Consider the following 16,692-nt stretch of genomic DNA (forward strand, 5'->3'; position numbering starts at 1 on the left):
CTATCGACTGAAGCAGAAGCGAAAGGCCGGGGTTATAGCGGAAGCTAATCCTGAGTAAACAAGGTGGATCAATATTAAACCGTTGGTGGTGACGGTTAGTGGATCACTTTTTACCCGTTGTTGACATCTGCCATCCCGTTGCTTTCCGGGCTGCGTACTGCCGTATGTTTAGGCTCAAGTCCTACCATTCTGGCGAACTGACGTGTCTGATGAGACCGATAGGCTGAACCGTTATCCGTCAGCCACTCAACAGGTGATACCGGCAGACTGCTGCCGAAGCGGCGCTCCACCGCACCCAGCATCACGTCCTGAACCGTTTCGCTGTCATATCCACCGGTACTGGCCGCCCAGTGCAGGGCTTCACGATCGCAGCAGTCCAGCGCGAACGTGACACGCAGTTTTTCGCCATTATCACAGCTGAACTCGAAGCCGTCAGAGCACCACCGCTGGTTACTTTCTCCAACCGCCACTTTCCCTGTATGCGCCCGCTTCGAGGGCGGTATTGACGGTTTTCGCTCAAGCAGCAGCGCATTCTGACGCATGATGCGGTATACGCGTTTGGCATTGATCACCGCCATGTCGTCAGTTTCTGATTGTCTGCGCAGCAGTGCCCATACCGGGGTTCCGCGCCCATTTCCTCCAAAAGTTCCACCTTTCACATAAAAACTATTATTTATCATGCTGTTAATTGTTTTATTCGTACTCCGTGTCATCTTCATCGCTTAGTGGATCTACCCCCTCCAGAAGACTATCCAGATTCGTGATCGCTACTTGATCTTCGAAAGAATAGTTCCCCCCAAGGAGAAGGCACTGTTGCAAAGATTTGGCGATGGTAAACTGATGCCACTGTTTAGCTGAAGGAGCAGCACATGAATCCTTTCAAAGGCCGACATTTTGAGCGTCATATTATCCTGTGGGCAGTCCGCTGGTACTGCAAATATGGCATCAGCTATCGTGAACTGCAGGAGATGCTGGCCGAGCGTGGAGTAAATGTCGATCACACCACCATTTATCGCTGGGTTCAGCGTTATGCACCTGAGATGGAAAAGCGGCTGCGCTGGTACTGGCGTAACCCTTCAGGGTTCTGTTCCTGGCATCTCGACGAAACTTATATCAGAGTTAACGGCCGGTGGACTTATCTGTACCGTGCTGTTGATAGCAAAGGCCGCACCATCGATTTTTATCTTTCCCCGCGCCGTAACAGCAAAGCGGCATACCGGTTTCTGGGAAAGATTCTGAACAACGTGAAAGGCTGGGAGATCCCCCGCCTCATCAACACCGATAAAGCCCCTACCTATGGTCGCGCGCTGGCGTTATTGAAACGGGAAGGCCGGTGTCCGCCTGATGTTGAACACCGGCAAATTAAGTACCGGAATAACGTGATTGAATGCGATCATGGCAAACTGAAACGGATAATCGGTGCCACGCTGGGATTTAAATCCATGAAGACGGCATATGCCACTATCAAGGGGATTGAAGTCATGCGGGCATTGCGTAAAGGACAGGCGGAAAACTTTTACTTCGGCCATCCCCTGGGTGAGATGCGTCTGGTAAGCAGAGTTTTTGAAATTTAAGGCCTTTCTGTAATTCCAAAGGCTACAGTATCAAGAAATTTGCAACAGTGCCTTCGACATCACAATGTCCCGGTTTCGGCAATGTTCATACTAACAATAGCTTTACATTATGCCTGAGATGCGACATTTTTAAGGCGTTAATTCAAAAGTGTTTCCGGTAAATTTCAGAAAGGAGCCCCACCTTGAAGATGAAGAAAACGTCGTTGTTTAGCACCAGCCTGCTGGTGGCGCGGGTTCTGTCCGGCTGCACCTCGCAAAAACCGAATGCTCCTGACCAGCTCAATCAACAGTCGGTGATGGCGCTGAACTGGTTCCAGCAGTCTGGCGAGTATCAGGCGCTGGCTTATCAGGCCTTTAACTTCGCCACGCTGGCTTTTGATAAAGCGCCGTCGCTGACCGGCAAGCCGAAAGCGGTGATTGTCGATCTGGATGAAACGATGATCGATAACAGCGCCTACAGCGCATGGCAGGTCAAGGCCAACCAGCCGTTTGCTGACAAGAGCAGGTCAAGATGGACCCAGGCGCGTCAGGCAATTGCCGTGCCGGGTGCGGTGAATTTTGCTAATTACGTTAACAGCCACGGTGGCACGATGTTTTACGTCTCCAACCGTGACGGTAAAGATGCTACGGCCACGGCGGATAACCTGAAGCGTCTCGGCTTTACCGGTGTGAATGAGAAAACGCTGCGCCTGAAAACCGACAGCTCCAACAAGCAGGCCCGTTTTGATGCCATCAGGTCAGAAGGCTACAACGTGGTGCTGTATATCGGGGATAACCTTAACGATTACGGCGCGGCCACTTACCATCAGGGTAATGCCCAGCGTCGGGCATTTGTAAATCAGAATAGCCGACTGTTCGGCACCCAGTTTATTATTCTGCCTAACCCGCTTTATGGCGACTGGGAGAGCGGACTGGGTGAGGGTTATAACCAGCTGACGCCGGAGCGGAAGCTGCAAACCCGTGAAGCCAATCTTAAAGCCTGGAATGGGAAGTAAGGCGAAAGCTGCCACGGGGTAAACGAACGCCCTCCCGCAGACCCGCTGTTACGGTCTGCCGGAGGGCATATAGCAATCAGCCGCTTTAGAATTTTGTGTATCTGCCTGGTCAGATGGCCAGCGCTAATCGCGTGCCCTGAGCTATCGCCCGGCGGGCATCCAGCTCCAGTGCCACATCGGCACCGCCGATGATATGCACGGTTTTTCCCTGCTGTTCCAGAAGGCCAGCCAGTTGCCGGTTCGGTTCCTGCCCGGCGCAAATCACCACGTTATCCACCTCCAGGACTTTCGGCTGCCCCTCATGCAGGATATGCAGTCCCTGGTCATCGATCTTCTGATACTCGACGCTGCCCCACATTATGACGCTACGCATCTGCAGGCTGGCACGGTGTATCCAGCCGGTAGTTTTACCGAGAGCGGCTCCCGGTTTCCCCGGTTTACGCTGTAGTAACCAGATTTGTCGTTCAGTTTGCGGGTAAACCGGCGTCGTCAGACCACCTGGCTGTTCCAGCGTCTGGTCGATGCCCCATTCAGCACAGAAGGCGGCAACATCCAGGCTGGCGGACTCGCCGTGCTGGCTCAGATATTCGGCAGTATCGAAGCCAATACCGCCTGCGCCAATAATTGCCACGCGTTTGCCGACCGGTTTTTTATCGCGCAGCACATCAAGATAGCTCAGCACACTCGGGTGGGTAATACCTGTAATTTCCGGCGAACGGGGAGAAACGCCGGTTGCCAGTACCACTTCATCAAAGCCCAGCAGATCGGCGGCCGCCACCTGTTGATTCAGACGCAGCAGCACGCCGTTGATCTCCAGCTGCCTTTGATAATAGCGCAGCGTCTCACTGAACTCTTCCTTACCGGGGATCTGCCGCGCAATGTTGAACTGGCCGCCAATGTCCGGAGCCTGGTTAAACAGCACTACCTGATGACCGCGTCCTGCGGCATTCACTGCAAAAGCCAGCCCGGCCGGGCCAGCGCCAACCACAGCGAGCCTTTTCGGCCGGTGAGCAAGGGCCAGCGGCATCTCGGTTTCATGGCAGGCTCGCGGATTCACCAGGCAGGAGGTCAGCTTTCCGGCAAAAATCTGGTCGAGGCAGGCCTGATTACAGCCGATACAGGTGTTGATTTCATCACTGCGGCCCGCCTGCGCTTTCTGCACGAACTGTGCATCCGCGAGAAAGGGCCGCGCCATGGAAACCATATCGGCACAGCCTTCATCCAGCAGCGCCTGGGCCACATCCGGATGGTTGATGCGGTTAGTGGTAATCATCGGTACGCTCAAATGCTGCCGGAGCTGTTTCGTCACCCAGCCAAATGCCCCGCGCGGCACCGAAGTGGCAATGGTCGGCACTCTCGCCTCGTGCCAGCCAATGCCGGTGTTAATCAGCGTGGCACCGGCATATTCAATGGCTTTTGCCAGGCGCACGGTCTGCGGCAGCGTGTTGCCCTGTTCCACCAGATCGAGCATCGACAGGCGATAAATAATAATAAATTCCCGCCCGACCACTTCGCGTACAGCGCGGATAATCTCCACAGCAAAGCGCATGCGACGCGTCTCATCACCCCCCCATTCGTCATCGCGATGGTTGGTCCTGGCCGCCAGAAACTGGTTAATCAGATAGCCTTCCGAGCCCATAATTTCGACACCGTCATAGCCTGCCTCTTTCGCCAGCGCGGCGCAGCGGGCAAAGTCACCGATTAACGCCAGAATATCTTCGTTATTCAGAATGTTAGGCTTAAATGGGTTAATCGGAGCCTGCAATGGCGAAGGCGCAACCAGCGAAGGCTGGTAGCTGTAACGACCTGCGTGCAGGATCTGCAGGGCGATTTTGCCTCCGGCCTGATGCACCGCTTGCGTAACTTCGCGATGGTGAGCCAGCTGGCCGGGATGATTCAACACCGAAGCGCCCGCCATTACCACGCCTTCCGGTGAGGGAGAAATCCCGCCGGTGACAATCAGCGCCACGCCCGCGGCGGCGCGCTCAGCGTAAAACGCCGCCAGACGACGCGGCCCGTCAGGATGCTCTTCCAGCCCGGTGTGCATTGATCCCATCAGCACGCGATTTTTCAGCCGGGTGAAGCCCAGATCCAGAGGAGAAAAAAGAGAAGCGCTCATAACAGCCCGCAGGTAAGTGGTCGGATGAGTTTACTGTAGCGATGAAAAATGCTTTCGGAAAGTGGCAAATGCGGTTGTGTGATCTTACCCACGAACAGGGCCTAGTGGGAGCGAAGCTGCAAAATGCGACATCTGACTTTTTTGAACTGGATCTGAGTAAAAATTACTCACCTGTGAAATGGTTGCCATAGCGGTTAACCACTGATGATCCAGGGAGTTGTGATGTCGTCACCGGAGCAGACTTTTGATAACAGGGACGAGTGGTGTTTGCTTGCTGATGAACTTTCCCTGTTACCAGGAATGACCGATACAGGGCGCCTGGGATTTGCCATTCAACTAAAATTCCGACAGGTACAGGGCCATTACCCTGAATCATTAAACGATTTCCCTTCAGGTGTTGTGCATGCTATTGCCGGGCAGATCGGATGCACTTCGGTATCTCTTGAAAACTACCCGCTTCAGGGGCGGCAGGCTCAGCGGCACCGCCAGAATATTCGTCGCTATCTGGGTGTCAGGCTCCCAGATAAAGCTGATATAGCAAGGCTCAGCGCCTGGTTAACCGAATTTATCCTCCCGTTAAACCCGCAGGCTGTACACGGCAGCGAACTTGTTACTGACTGGTGTCAGGAGCAGCAGATTGAACGGCCCGCCGCCGAGCATCTGGATCGGATTATACGTTCAGTCGTACACCAGTTTGAAATAAAACAACAAAACACCATATTTACCCGACTTTCACTCGACAGTAAGGTTGCCATCAATCACTTACTGTCCGCCGAAGAACCGGGCACTGCCAGAATAAACGAAGTTACCTTCAGTGGTCTCAAAGCTGACCCGGGAAGGCCCAGTCTGGAGAATGTCCTTTCCGTCATCGCCCAGCTAAAATGTCTCGATAGTGTTGCGCTACAGCCGAATATTTTTCAGGGAATATCCCCTAAATTCATCGTGCAGTTTCAACAACGGTGTGCCAGTGAATCGATCAGGGATCTTCGTCGCCACCCTTCAGCGATCCGTTACAGCATGGTCGCTATGTTTTGCTGGCGTCGCCGCCAGCAATTGACCGATGCGTTGATTGAGATGTTGATGGTGCTAATCCATAACCTCGGCACCCGGGCTGAAAAAAAGGTCGATAAAAAGCAGTTTGCGGCGTTTAAAAAAGTAAGGGGCAAGGCGCGTCTGCTGTTCCGCATGGCCGAGGCCACTGTTGATCAGCCGGACGGCGTCATAAAGGACGTTGTCTATCCCGTTGTCTCACAGAAAATGCTGCAAAATCTGGTCGATGAATTCAAAACACTTGGGGTAAATACCGAACAGGAAGTACATGAATCCATGCGTTCTTCTTACGGTAGCCATTATCGTCGGATGTTGATGCCGGTACTGGACCGGCTTGAGTTTCAGTCCGGCAACGCTCTGTATCGCCCTGTGATTGATGCCATCCAGATTATTAAGGAAAACAGGACCAGCAATCAGCATTTCTATGCGGTGGGTGATGTGCCTGTTGACGGTATTATTCAGAAAAAATGGCGGGATGTTGTCATCGTACAGAGCCCGTCCGGTGAAGAGCGTATTAATCGTATCAACTATGAAATCTGTGTGTTACGGGCCTTACGCAAGAGTCTGCGCAACAAAGAAATCTGGGTCACCGGCGCTGATCGTTATCGTGATCCGGCAGAAGATCTCCCTGCCGATTTTGCCACCAATCGCGCATATTATTATTCCCTGTTGCAGGCACCCACTGATGCGACAACCTTTATTAACCAAATCCAGGACAGGATGCATTATTGGCTCGGTACGCTGAATAATGGACTGCCGGATAATCCCAAACTTCGTATCAGGGAACAGGGGAAAAATCGTATCCACCTGACGCCGCTGGATAAACAAGCGGAGCCACCCAACACAGCAGCGCTGAAGCAGGAAATAGGCCAGCGCTGGGCCGACCTGGAGTTGATAGACATACTCAAGGAGGTGGATTTACGGGAACATTTCTCGTCGTTATTTCGCACATCTGCCAGTCGGGAAGTACTTGAGCCCGGGGTATTACAACGCCGCCTGTTGTTATGTCTGTTTGGCCTCGGTACCAATGTAGGCCTGAAGCGTATCGCCAGCCAGCAACCCCGCGTTAACTATGATGAATTGCGCTACGTTAAACGACGGTTTATTCAGAAAGATGCTTTACGCTCAACGATTTCACATATTGTGAACGGTATTTTCCGTATTCGTCAGCCCGCTATCTGGGGAAATGCGACGACATCCTGTGCTGCCGACTCCCGAAAGTTTGGTGCGTATGATCAGAATCTGATGACAGAATGGCATGCCCGTTATGGCGGGCGTGGCGTGATGATTTACTGGCATGTGGATACGCACTCCACGTGTATTTATTCACAATTGCGCCGCTGTTCCTCATCGGAGTTGGCCGCGATGATGGAAGGTGTTCTGCAGCACTGTACCGACATGGAAATCAACCACCAGTATGTGGACAGCCACGGGCAAAGTGAGGTGGCTTTTGCGTTCAGTGATGTGCTGGGGTTCGATCTGTTGCCGCGCCTGAAAGCGATCGCCCGACAGAAACTGTATGTGTGTGAAAAGGAAGATGCCTCGTTGTACCCGCATTTGACGCCGGTTTTAACCCGGGGGATCGACTGGGAGCTTATTGCACAACAGTATGACGAGATAATCAAATATACTGCGGCACTGAGAACCGGAACAGCAGAACCCGAGGCCATATTACGACGATTCACCCGCAATAACATTCAGCACCCTACCTATAAGGCACTCGCAGAGCTGGGCAAAGCGATTAAGACTATCTTCCTCTGCCGTTATTTGCACGATGAGTCACTGCGTTGCGAAATTAATGCGGGTCTCAACGTCGTTGAAAACTGGAACAGTGCCAATAAATTTATTTTTTATGGCGAACACGGAGAATTCACCAGCAACCGGCCTGCGGATCAGGAGCTGTCGATGCTCTCTCTGCACCTGTTGCAAATCAGTCTGGTCTATATCAATACATTGTTGATCCAGAATGTGCTGGCAGAGCCGCTCTGGCAGCAGCGAATGACAGAAGAAGACTGGCGTGGTCTGACGCCATCGATATACCACCATGTTAATCCGTATGGTCGTATCGAGCTGAACATGGATCAGCGGCTGGCGCTGGCCGCCTGATAGTGTCCGGAACCGACCGGTTTCGTACACTACTTACAACACCTGTCCAAAACTTAGTGAAATTATTTTCGTACATGCGTTATAATTCGTACATCCATTTCGTACAGAAAATTATGCCATGTCCCGAGTTTTTGCTTACTGTCGGGTCTCCACGCTTGAACAGACAACGGAAAATCAGCGCAGGGAAATTGAAGCAGCCGGTTTTACCGTTAAACCCCAGCGCCTGATTGAGGAACAAATCAGCGGTTCGGTAGCCGCCAGCGAACGGACCGGTTTTGCCAGGTTACTTGATCGTATGGAAAATGGTGATGTGCTGATAGTGACCAAACTTGATCGCCTGGGCCGTGACGCAATGGACGTGCGAAAGACCGTTGAGCAGCTGGCAGCATCCGGTATTCGCGTACACTGCCTCGCGCTGGGTGGCGTGGACCTTACCAGCGCGGCAGGTAAGATGACCATGCAGGTCATTTCGGCGGTGGCAGAATTTGAGAAAGACCTGCTGATTGAGCGCACGCATTCAGGCCTTGCAAGGGCCAGAGCAGCGGGCAAACGGTTTGGCCGGCCACCGGCGCTGAACCCGGACCAGCGGCAGGCAGCGCTTGAACACCTGAAAGCGGGTGCCAGTATCAGCGCCGTTGCCCGCGAGTTTGGTACCTCAAGACAAACCATCATGCGCCTGCGAGACGATGCAGTCAGCCCGGAGTTACCAGAATAAAGGGGAGGGGACCGAACCACCCCGGCACAGTTCCCTGAAGGAATGGCAATTCCATTCACCGCCAATATTAGCTTTTTCCTGGCTGTGATAACATCTTAGGGTCATTTTTCAGAGCCAGGGTTGATGAAAAAGAAAAGCAGCACATCCACCCCCCACGATGCCACGTTCAGGCAGTTCCTGACGCAACCGGATATTGCACGGGATTTCCTGGAAATCCACCTGCCCGCAGAGCTGCGTGCAGTCTGCGATCTCAGCACGCTGAAACTCGAATCCGGCTCGTTCGTTGAGGATGATCTCCGCCAGTATTTCAGCGACGTCCTCTACAGCCTGAAAACCACTGCAGGTGATGGTTATGTCCACGTGCTCATCGAGTACCAGTCAACGCCGGACAAACATATGGCTTTCCGCCTGATACGCTATGCAGTGGACGCCATGCAGCGCCACCTGGAGGCAGGGCATAAAAAACTGCCACTGGTGATACCGGTGCTGTTCTATACGGGTAAGCGCAGCCCGTATCCGTACTCCACCCGTTGGCTGGATGAGTTTGACGATCCGGCGCTGGCCGGTGAACTCTACAACAGCGCTTTCCCGCTGGTAGACGTTACGGTCATTCCGGATGATGAAATTGCTGGCCATCGCAGCATGGCCGCCCTGACCTTACTGCAGAAACATATTCATCAGCGGGACCTGGCAGAACTGGTTGACCGGCTGGCGCCCATTTTGCTGGCGGGATATCTGTCTTCATCGCAGGTCATATCGCTGGTACACTATATAGTGCAGGCAGGCGAAACATCCGACGCCGAAGCTTTTGTACGCGAACTGGCACAGCGTGTGCCGCAACACGGAGACGCACTTATGACCATCGCTCAACAACTTGAACAGAAGGGTATCGAGAAGGGCAGGGCTGAAGGCCTGCAGCTCGGTGAACAACGCGGTATTGAAAAAGGCCGCAATGAAGGCAAACAGGAAGGCAAACTCGAAGTTGCCCGTACCATGCTGGAAAACGGCATCGACCGCAATACCGTCATGAAAATGACAGGTCTGTCTGAAGACGACCTGGCGCAGATCCGCCACTAACCCTTTCCTGAGACGGTTCTGTCGCATTAAGACGGCATCAGGTAACATGCTGTTTTTTGTTATGATATTGCCTGCTCATGCCTCTGATACGTAAAGCTTTCAAACGCCTGCACTTATCCCCTCGATGTTATTGCTCAATGCGTTCGCTGGTATCTGGTTTATGCCCTTAGCCTGCGCAATCTCGAAGAATTATGGCCGAGCGCGGCATTATTGTTGACCATTCGACGCTTCACCGCTGGGTTATCCGTCTGGTGCCGCTGCTGGATAAGGCGTTTCGTCGGCATAAGCGCACCGTGGGTCGGCGGTGGCGCATGGACGAAACCTACATCAAAATCAAAGGCCAGTGGAAATATCTGTACCGCGCGGTAGATACGGCAGGTCAAACCGTCGACTTCCTGCTGACCGCCAAACGGGACGCCGCCGCTGCGTTGCGTTTCTTTCGCAAGGCCATTCGTTATCACGGCAAACCCGGGGTGGTCACTATCGATAAAAGTGGCGCCAATACGGCGGCGCTGTCCACGCTCTACGCTGACAAACCAGAAGAAGACATCATCACTGTCAGGCAGAGCAAATACCTGAACAACCTGATTGAGCAGGACCATCGGAATATCAAACGGCGAATACGGCCGATGCTGGGATTTACATCATTTCGTCGGTCGCAGACGCTGTTAGCAGGCATTGAGTTGGTACAGATGATACGCAAAGGACAACTTCAGCATCCCGCCGGCGACAGATTGTCACCAGCGGAACAATTTTATTTGTTGGCTGCCTAAAATATCGGCAGCACAACTTTTTCTGACTTGCCTACGCTAATGCGACAGAACCAGCTGAAACACTATGATTTGCCTGGAGGCATGAGGAAGTGGCAAAATGTGGATCCGGCCAGCGGTGACTTTATTGTTTGCGTACCGTCTGACCGGATTTCCCTGGTGTTGGCTGTTTTAGCGACCTGACCGTAAGGTCAGGTTTTTTTTCTGCTTCAACAACTTGCAGCTATTGTAGCTGCTTGCCTTCCGATTGTAAGTTATGCTTAAGTATTAATGTTACTGTGCTTTAGTGCAGGTATGGTATTAAACCGGCAATACGAAACCACCCGGAGCAGTGATGTTTGCTTTTTTTACTGGAAACAACACGGTTACAGAGACGCTGCAGGCTTATATTCAGCGAAAGCTGCAACCATACGGCTCACCTGAGTATGCCTACGTCGTCGTAAACAAAAAAAAACCTTCAGAAGTTCTTATAATCTCCAGTTATCCGGACGAGTGGATTCGCCTCTACCGGGCCAACAACTTTCAGCTGACCGATCCCGTTATTCTTTCTGCTTTTAAGCGAACCTCGCCTTTTTCGTGGGACGAAAATATCACGCTGATGTCCGACCTGCGGTTTACCAAAATTTTCACGCTCTCGCGTCAGTATAACATCGTCAACGGGTTTACGTTTGTGCTTCACGATCACATGAATAACCTTGCGCTGCTGTCGCTTATCATCAACGGCATCGGTCAGGAAGGGCTCGAAGCCCGCATTTCAGCAGAACAGGGTGCCCTCCAGATGCTGCTGATCGACTTCAACGCGCAGATGTATAAACTCACGGGATCGATGACTGATAAGGCCAGAGGGCGCTTTGAAAATACTGACGGCGCGATTTTTACGGTGCGGGAAAATGAAGTGCTTTACTGGGCCAGCATGGGGAAAACGTATGCGGAAATCGCGGCGATCACCGGTATCTCCGTGAGCACGGTGAAGTTTCATATCAAGAACGTGGTTTCCAAACTGGGCGTCACTAACGCCCGGCAGGCCATCCGCCTGGGCGCTGAGCTGGATCTCATCAGACCGGCAGCCTCAGCGGCCAGGTGACCACCGCCTGAGGCGGACAGCCCGTACGGGAGATAACAGAACCTGAGAGCTGCAGCTGATCCTCCGGGCCCGTCGGCAGCGTCAGCAGGTAAATACGCTCTTTTTCGGTCAGATGAGCCTCCTTCAGCACGGAGATCTGCCACCCGGAGCGGCGCAGGATGGTCAGCATAGCCCGGCTCACGATGGTGTGGATGCGGGCATGTCCCCGTTGCTGCGCCCAGTTAACCATGGCCAGAAACAGCACCTGACTGACCGGATAGCTCTCTCCCAGCAGGCTGCGCGCGCGGGCCTTGTCCACGAAGAAACGACTGGATTCGGTCCCCTCTTCAGGCAGCTCTACCGTACTGAAGCAGTCGCGGAAGGTGTGAGTTATCATATTTGGCTGACTGAGCGCGGCGAACCGGACGCTGCAGATTAGCTGCCCTTCATAAAGTCCAAGAATATACTGCGTGCCCGGCCCGTCAAATTCATCCGATTCCATTCCCTGACTGCAGGCCACGTCCCAGCCGAGGCGGTCACTGAAGGTCTGCTTTCGCAGCATGTAAAGCTCTGACGCCTGCGTTGTCCTTAGCTCTTCGTAGCTCACGTCAAAAAGTTCCAGCATTCCCTATCCCCTAAAACCGCGGCTGATTACCGCAATACAACGATTTTACAAATTATCACGCACAGTTTCAGTGGATTAAGCAAATTTAAGTATTTTTTCCGAAGAATTAGCGCTGCTATCTCACTTCTGAAGTGACAGCTACTCCGGCATCGGTATAAGAGGGGGCAGTTTGGAGATCGGAAATTTTTGTACGTTAAGCGCATTATTTAACCAATACCGCTGCGTAACGGATTGATTTTGTTTCAGCGGTTATCGCTTTTAAGTTGTCGCCCTTGAGGTCTCGCATTTAGGTTATCGGATTAAGGTCAAAACCCCTGAAAATGCTGTATAGCGCGGGAGTACTGTCAATACCGATCGAATTCTGACCCACCCTGCCAAAGTAAAACTGACCCACCCCCTTTGAATCATTCGAGCGTTGTTGCTTTCGTTTTCTTCTGGAGTTGACCGCTTTTCAGCTTATCTTTCAGTCGATAGCTTTGGCCGCTGATTTGGGCGATATGCGCATGGTGAAGCAGCCGATCCAGCATCGCTGCCGTCAGTGTCTCGTCATCACCAAACGTTCCGGACCACTGCGTAAACGGCAGGTTGCTGGTCAGGATCACGCTGCCTGACTCATACCGTTTAGCGACTACCTGGAAGAACAGGTTCGCCTCCATTTTACCGAACGGCAGATATCCCACTTCGTCGATGATCAACAGCTTAGGTTTACCTACGACGCGGTTCAGGTAGCCCTTCAGGTCACCCTGACGATGTGACGCCATCAGTTGCAGCATCATGTCGGCGGCGGTAATGAACCGAATGCTTAAACCCGCCATCGCGGCCTTATAGCCAATGGCGGTCGCCAGGTGCGTTTTGCCGACGCCAGAAGGCCCGAGCAGGACAACGTTCTCCTGACGTTCGATAAATGTCAGACCCGCCAACTCCTGGATCTGACTTCGTGGAACGCCACTGGCATAGGCGTAATCGAACTGCTCCAGTGTTTTTATCACCGGCAGGCCTGATAACCGCAAAATGGTCTGGCGACGCCGTTCGTTCTGGCCATCATGCTGGAGCTGCAAAACGGCTTCCAGGAAGTCGGCATGCGTGCCGCTGTTGTCGATGGTCGCCTGTGCCACACCCGGCCACTCTGCCGGCAGGCGGTCGAGCTTGAGTTGCTCGCAGAGCGCGGCAATACGATCATGTTGAAGGTTCATGCTGGCACCTCGAGCAAGGCCTGGTACGTTGCCAGAGGATGTTGCAGGCTCTCGGTCGGCACCGGACGCTGGCTGAGCGCTGGGACAGGTGCAGGCAATGCCAACGTGACCTTCGGTAACGGCAATAGCGCAGCACGCTCGCGCGGCATGCGCTGCTCAGGCGGTACGCCTGTGGTGCCATGCACTCGTGTGTTCGCGACGGTGACCAGCCACTCGCCGATGCGTGTGTTGGCAGCAGGTACATCCAGTACCAGCCCGGCCTGCCGGAAGGTCGCGGTAAGAGGCACGATAAAGCTGTTCTTGAGGTAATGGTTAAACCGCTCAACCTTACCCTTGGTCTTGGCGCGATAGGGTCGGCAGACCTTGGGAGTAAAGGCATACTTCTCGGCGACGTGCATCAACTGCGGGTTCCAGCGATGCTTACCGGGGCCGTAGACATCGCGCTCAATGATGATGGCCTTGGCGTTGTCGAACAGCAGCTGATGCGGCGTCCCGCCGAAGAACCTGAGCGCAGACTCAATGCCGTCACACCAGGCAGCGGAGTCCTGGTTGCTGTAAAACTTGACGAAAGTCGCGCGGCTCCAGCCCAGCGTGGCGACAAAGGCCAGCAATGGGTTATGACCGAGTCTGATGATGGTGAAATCAACTTGCATCTGAAAGCCAGGCTCGGTCTCGAAGCGTGTTACCTCTTCAGTGACGGGCTGCTTAATGGGGTGCAGGAAAGCGGTCAGCATGCTGTAACCACCCTCGTAACCACGCTGACGGATCTCGCGCAGCAGCACACTGGCGGGTATCCAGAGGGGCCTGGCAGCGGCCACGCGCTCAAGGATATAGGTCTTGAACGGGTCAAGCTTGCAGGGTCTGGGTGCGCGAGGCTTGTAGCGCATATCCGCTACGGGCAGCGGGCTACGAATATATCTGCGAACGGTCTCACGAGAGCATGAAAGCTGGCGCGCGATGGCGCGTATCGACATGCCCTGACGGTGTAAAACACTAATCTCCACTCTGGTCTCCAATGTCATCATTGGCAGTGCCTTAAAACTGCCATTTTTACCCTAGGTGGGTCAGATTTACATCGGCAGGTGGGCCAGTTTTACATCGGTAGCGACACTCTCCGTGACAACCACACTGTGGGTGCCGGTGCAGAACGGCAGCAAATTTACCCGAGGGAAGAAAAAGATCAGAGAAGATATTGCCTGGCTGGTTGAGTGCGACTATGAAGGAAAGGTGTTGGACAACAATGAGTACAGCCTGATTTTTACGTATAGCGATGATGCCGATTTGAAAGAGCAGATTGACGAACTTTTCGACGAGATATACCGCACCGCTGAGATACGTAACTGCGTGGTCGATGATATGACGCTAACCAATGATGCGACGAATCAGAGCTGGAATGAATACGATGGAGGTTGGCAATAATTTTCTGAGAGAAAAGCTTAAACCAAAATTCCCAGCAGTTCTAACATTCAAAGAAAACACTCAAATACTCATTTACACACAATAAACACATTTACTCATTTGTTCTTTTGCGTATAATTAAACTCAAATGAGTAAACACACAAATGAGGTTTGAACATGAAAATTATCGCGTTCCTCAACCCCAAAGGGGGGTCTGGTAAAACGACTGCGGCGATCAACGTCAGTAGCTGCCTTGCCAGTTCAGGAAAAAAAATTGCAGTTGTAGATACAGACCCACAGATGAGCCTGACTAACTGGAATAAAGCAGAGAAAGCAGCATTTGATGTTTACACCGCAGCATCAGAGAAAGACGTTTACCAGGTAAGAAAAGATCTGGCTGAATATGACTTTGTGATTATTGATGGAGCCGGTTCTCTGTCAGTTATTACTTCCGCAGCGGTGATGGTCAGCGACCTGATTATCATCCCGGTAACACCCAGCCCTCTGGATTTTTCCGCTGCCGGTTCCGTAGTCACCGTGCTGGAAGCCCAGGCTTATAATCGTCCGGTAGAAGCTCGATTCCTCATAACACGGAAAATCGAACAAGCCACCATGCTTAATGTCCTGAAAGATAGCATTGCTCAGACGGGTATTAAGCCGTTTAAAACTGCGATCACACAACGCCAAAGTTACGTTAAATCCGTCATGGAGGGTGAGAGCGTTTTCGATACCAACGATGGAGCAGCAAAGGGCGAGATAGCCATTCTGACGCGAGAAATACTTGAATCATTTGAGTAAAAACTCATATACTCATTTCAGCATATTAAGAGGTTATGTATGGCACTAACTAAACAACATACATCAAAAACAATGAGTTTCGGTGAGCATCGGGATCTTGAAAAAGTCGTCAATAGCACACCCACGGGAAAGCAAAAGAGAGTCAACGTTAACTTTGATGAAGAAATACATATCCGCTTCAAAGCTGCGTGTGCAAAAAAAGGCACATCTATTACTGATGTGATAAAGGACTTGGTCGATAATTGGCTGAAAGAAAATGACAGCTAAAAACTCAAATGAGTAAAAACACATTAACTCAAATACACACCCATCCTTCCCGAGAACACCGATCTGGTGCATAAATTTTTTATGTGGCAGATCGGTGTAGGCCAAGCAAAGCGCGGCAGCGTGTTTAGATTTCCAGTAAATGGCGTTTATGGTTCATCTGTTGGTGCAAAATACGCGCAATCAGAATATCTGTATCACGAACCGTATAAAAAATGGCATGTCGCTGAAATTCAATGCGCATCACACCAGGAACGGCATGGTAGTCACGTCCCATATCTGGCATTCCGGCCAGTGTCTCGAAAAATGCCTCAAGTACATCTGTATAATGGTCTGCCTGAGTTTCACCAAATTTCAAGAGCGTATAATCATAAATCCCTGCGAAGTCTTCTGCCGCCCGTTCGGTGAGTTTATACACGATGTCTCAGTTTTCTTTGTGCTGCAATATCCCGCAGTGATAGTGAGCTTTCACCGCTTTCCAGCCCAGCAATAACAGCCTGGCGAATAACTTCATCGTTTGTTTCCTGTTGCTCCAGCAATCGCAGCGCAGAGCGCATAACTTCACTCGCAGAGCCGTAACGGCCACTGTCTATTAATCGACTAATAAACGAATCGAGTTGTTCGCCAATCGTAACGCTTGTTGTTCTGGCCATAACGCCCCCTGTGTTAACTATCAACACAATGATAAGAATACTTACTCCTAGTGTCAACGAAAGGGCTGCACGCAGGAGTCCCTAATGAAAACTGGCGAGCAGTGCGCAGTCAGTTATTTGAATGCCGCAAAGCGGCATAGAGGTGCCAGCCGATGCTGAATATAGTTTTACTGGTGAATGGCACCGTGACCCGGCGCAGCCGGTTACAGTTCTGATAGTTTCTGCCAATCCATCCCTTCACCCTGCCAGACATAAACCCGCTGAAAGCGATACAGAAGCTTTTGTGCGCTGT

Annotated in this window: 15 protein-coding genes and 2 pseudogenes; 10 read left to right on the forward strand and 7 right to left on the reverse strand. The window is 52.2% G+C overall.

Annotated elements, in window-relative coordinates; all coding sequences use genetic code 11:
• Nucleotides 1-125 precede the first annotated feature (125 nt).
• Nucleotides 126-617: pseudogene (locus H2P46_RS20745) on the reverse strand (DDE-type integrase/transposase/recombinase); the annotation flags it as partial.
• 252 nt (nt 618-869) lie between these two features.
• Between H2P46_RS20745 and H2P46_RS20750 the strand changes: the two are divergent.
• Both H2P46_RS20750 and H2P46_RS20755 read left to right on the forward strand, forming a co-directional pair.
• Nucleotides 870-1,574, forward strand: a complete 705-nt coding sequence (locus H2P46_RS20750; RefSeq protein ID WP_193406712.1) for an IS6 family transposase — start codon at nt 870-872, stop codon at nt 1,572-1,574.
• A 188-nt stretch (nt 1,575-1,762) separates the two neighbouring features.
• Complete coding sequence (locus tag H2P46_RS20755; RefSeq protein WP_193406741.1) at nt 1,763-2,569, forward strand: 5'-nucleotidase, lipoprotein e(P4) family; 807 nt, start codon at nt 1,763-1,765, stop codon at nt 2,567-2,569.
• 109 nt (nt 2,570-2,678) lie between these two features.
• On the opposite strand, the gene H2P46_RS20760 is transcribed toward H2P46_RS20755, so the two are convergent.
• Nucleotides 2,679-4,688, reverse strand: a complete 2,010-nt coding sequence (locus H2P46_RS20760; protein WP_193406713.1) for an NADPH-dependent 2,4-dienoyl-CoA reductase — start codon at nt 4,686-4,688, stop codon at nt 2,679-2,681.
• 204 nt (nt 4,689-4,892) lie between these two features.
• Here H2P46_RS20760 and H2P46_RS20765 point away from each other — a divergent pair, with 204 nt between their 5' ends.
• The 5 genes and pseudogenes from H2P46_RS20765 to H2P46_RS20790 all read left to right on the forward strand — a co-directional run bounded on the left by H2P46_RS20765 (nt 4,893) and on the right by H2P46_RS20790 (nt 11,490).
• On the forward strand, nt 4,893-7,844 hold the full coding sequence (locus H2P46_RS20765) for a Tn3 family transposase (protein WP_193406714.1): 2,952 nt from the start codon (nt 4,893-4,895) through the stop codon (nt 7,842-7,844).
• Nucleotides 7,845-7,962: 118 nt separating this feature from the next.
• Nucleotides 7,963-8,559 (forward strand): recombinase family protein, encoded by a 597-nt coding sequence (locus H2P46_RS20770; RefSeq protein ID WP_193406715.1) that lies wholly within the window; start codon nt 7,963-7,965, stop codon nt 8,557-8,559.
• Between the two features lie 123 nt (nt 8,560-8,682).
• The gene (locus H2P46_RS20775; RefSeq protein ID WP_193406716.1) at nt 8,683-9,636 is read left to right on the forward strand and encodes an Rpn family recombination-promoting nuclease/putative transposase; all 954 of its coding nucleotides are present in this window, start codon (nt 8,683-8,685) and stop codon (nt 9,634-9,636) included.
• A gap of 77 nt (nt 9,637-9,713) precedes the next feature.
• Nucleotides 9,714-10,409 (forward strand): annotated as a pseudogene (locus H2P46_RS20780) (IS6 family transposase).
• Nucleotides 10,410-10,740: 331 nt separating this feature from the next.
• Nucleotides 10,741-11,490, forward strand: a complete 750-nt coding sequence (locus tag H2P46_RS20790; RefSeq protein ID WP_193406718.1) for a LuxR family transcriptional regulator — start codon at nt 10,741-10,743, stop codon at nt 11,488-11,490.
• Here H2P46_RS20790 and H2P46_RS20795 read toward each other — a convergent pair.
• From H2P46_RS20795 to istA, 3 genes are all read right to left on the reverse strand, one after another.
• Nucleotides 11,462-12,094 (reverse strand): acyl-homoserine-lactone synthase, encoded by a 633-nt coding sequence (locus tag H2P46_RS20795; protein WP_137270283.1) that lies wholly within the window; start codon nt 12,092-12,094, stop codon nt 11,462-11,464. The two genes, H2P46_RS20790 and H2P46_RS20795, sit on opposite strands and share 29 nt — an antisense overlap.
• A 404-nt stretch (nt 12,095-12,498) precedes the next feature.
• Nucleotides 12,499-13,287 (reverse strand): IS21-like element helper ATPase IstB, encoded by a 789-nt coding sequence (gene istB, locus H2P46_RS20800; RefSeq protein ID WP_193403211.1) that lies wholly within the window; start codon nt 13,285-13,287, stop codon nt 12,499-12,501.
• The gene (gene istA, locus H2P46_RS20805) at nt 13,284-14,312 is read right to left on the reverse strand and encodes an IS21 family transposase (RefSeq protein WP_193403243.1); all 1,029 of its coding nucleotides are present in this window, start codon (nt 14,310-14,312) and stop codon (nt 13,284-13,286) included. Before istA ends, istB begins: the two co-directional genes overlap by 4 nt.
• Nucleotides 14,313-14,346: 34 nt before the next feature.
• Between istA and H2P46_RS20810 the strand changes: the two genes are divergently transcribed.
• From H2P46_RS20810 to H2P46_RS20820, 3 genes are all read left to right on the forward strand, one after another.
• Nucleotides 14,347-14,706, forward strand: coding sequence for a hypothetical protein (locus H2P46_RS20810; RefSeq protein WP_193406719.1), 360 nt, complete (start codon nt 14,347-14,349; stop codon nt 14,704-14,706).
• Between the two features lie 156 nt (nt 14,707-14,862).
• Nucleotides 14,863-15,483, forward strand: a complete 621-nt coding sequence (gene parA, locus H2P46_RS20815) for a ParA family partition ATPase (RefSeq protein ID WP_008815938.1) — start codon at nt 14,863-14,865, stop codon at nt 15,481-15,483.
• A 39-nt stretch (nt 15,484-15,522) separates the two neighbouring features.
• Nucleotides 15,523-15,750: a plasmid partition protein ParG gene (locus H2P46_RS20820; protein ID WP_191919640.1), complete on the forward strand. Its 228-nt coding sequence runs from the start codon at nt 15,523-15,525 to the stop codon at nt 15,748-15,750.
• A gap of 124 nt (nt 15,751-15,874) precedes the next feature.
• On the opposite strand, the gene H2P46_RS20825 is transcribed toward H2P46_RS20820, so the two are convergent.
• Both H2P46_RS20825 and H2P46_RS20830 read right to left on the reverse strand, forming a co-directional pair.
• Nucleotides 15,875-16,165, reverse strand: a complete 291-nt coding sequence (locus H2P46_RS20825; RefSeq protein ID WP_193406720.1) for a type II toxin-antitoxin system RelE/ParE family toxin — start codon at nt 16,163-16,165, stop codon at nt 15,875-15,877.
• Complete coding sequence (locus H2P46_RS20830; RefSeq protein ID WP_000124732.1) at nt 16,158-16,400, reverse strand: type II toxin-antitoxin system ParD family antitoxin; 243 nt, start codon at nt 16,398-16,400, stop codon at nt 16,158-16,160. Before H2P46_RS20830 ends, H2P46_RS20825 begins: the two co-directional genes overlap by 8 nt.
• Nucleotides 16,401-16,692 lie beyond the last annotated feature (292 nt).

Origin of the sequence: Mixta mediterraneensis, from assembly GCF_014946725.1 — a bacterium.
Taxonomy (GTDB): Bacteria; Pseudomonadota; Gammaproteobacteria; order Enterobacterales; family Enterobacteriaceae; genus Pantoea; species Pantoea mediterraneensis.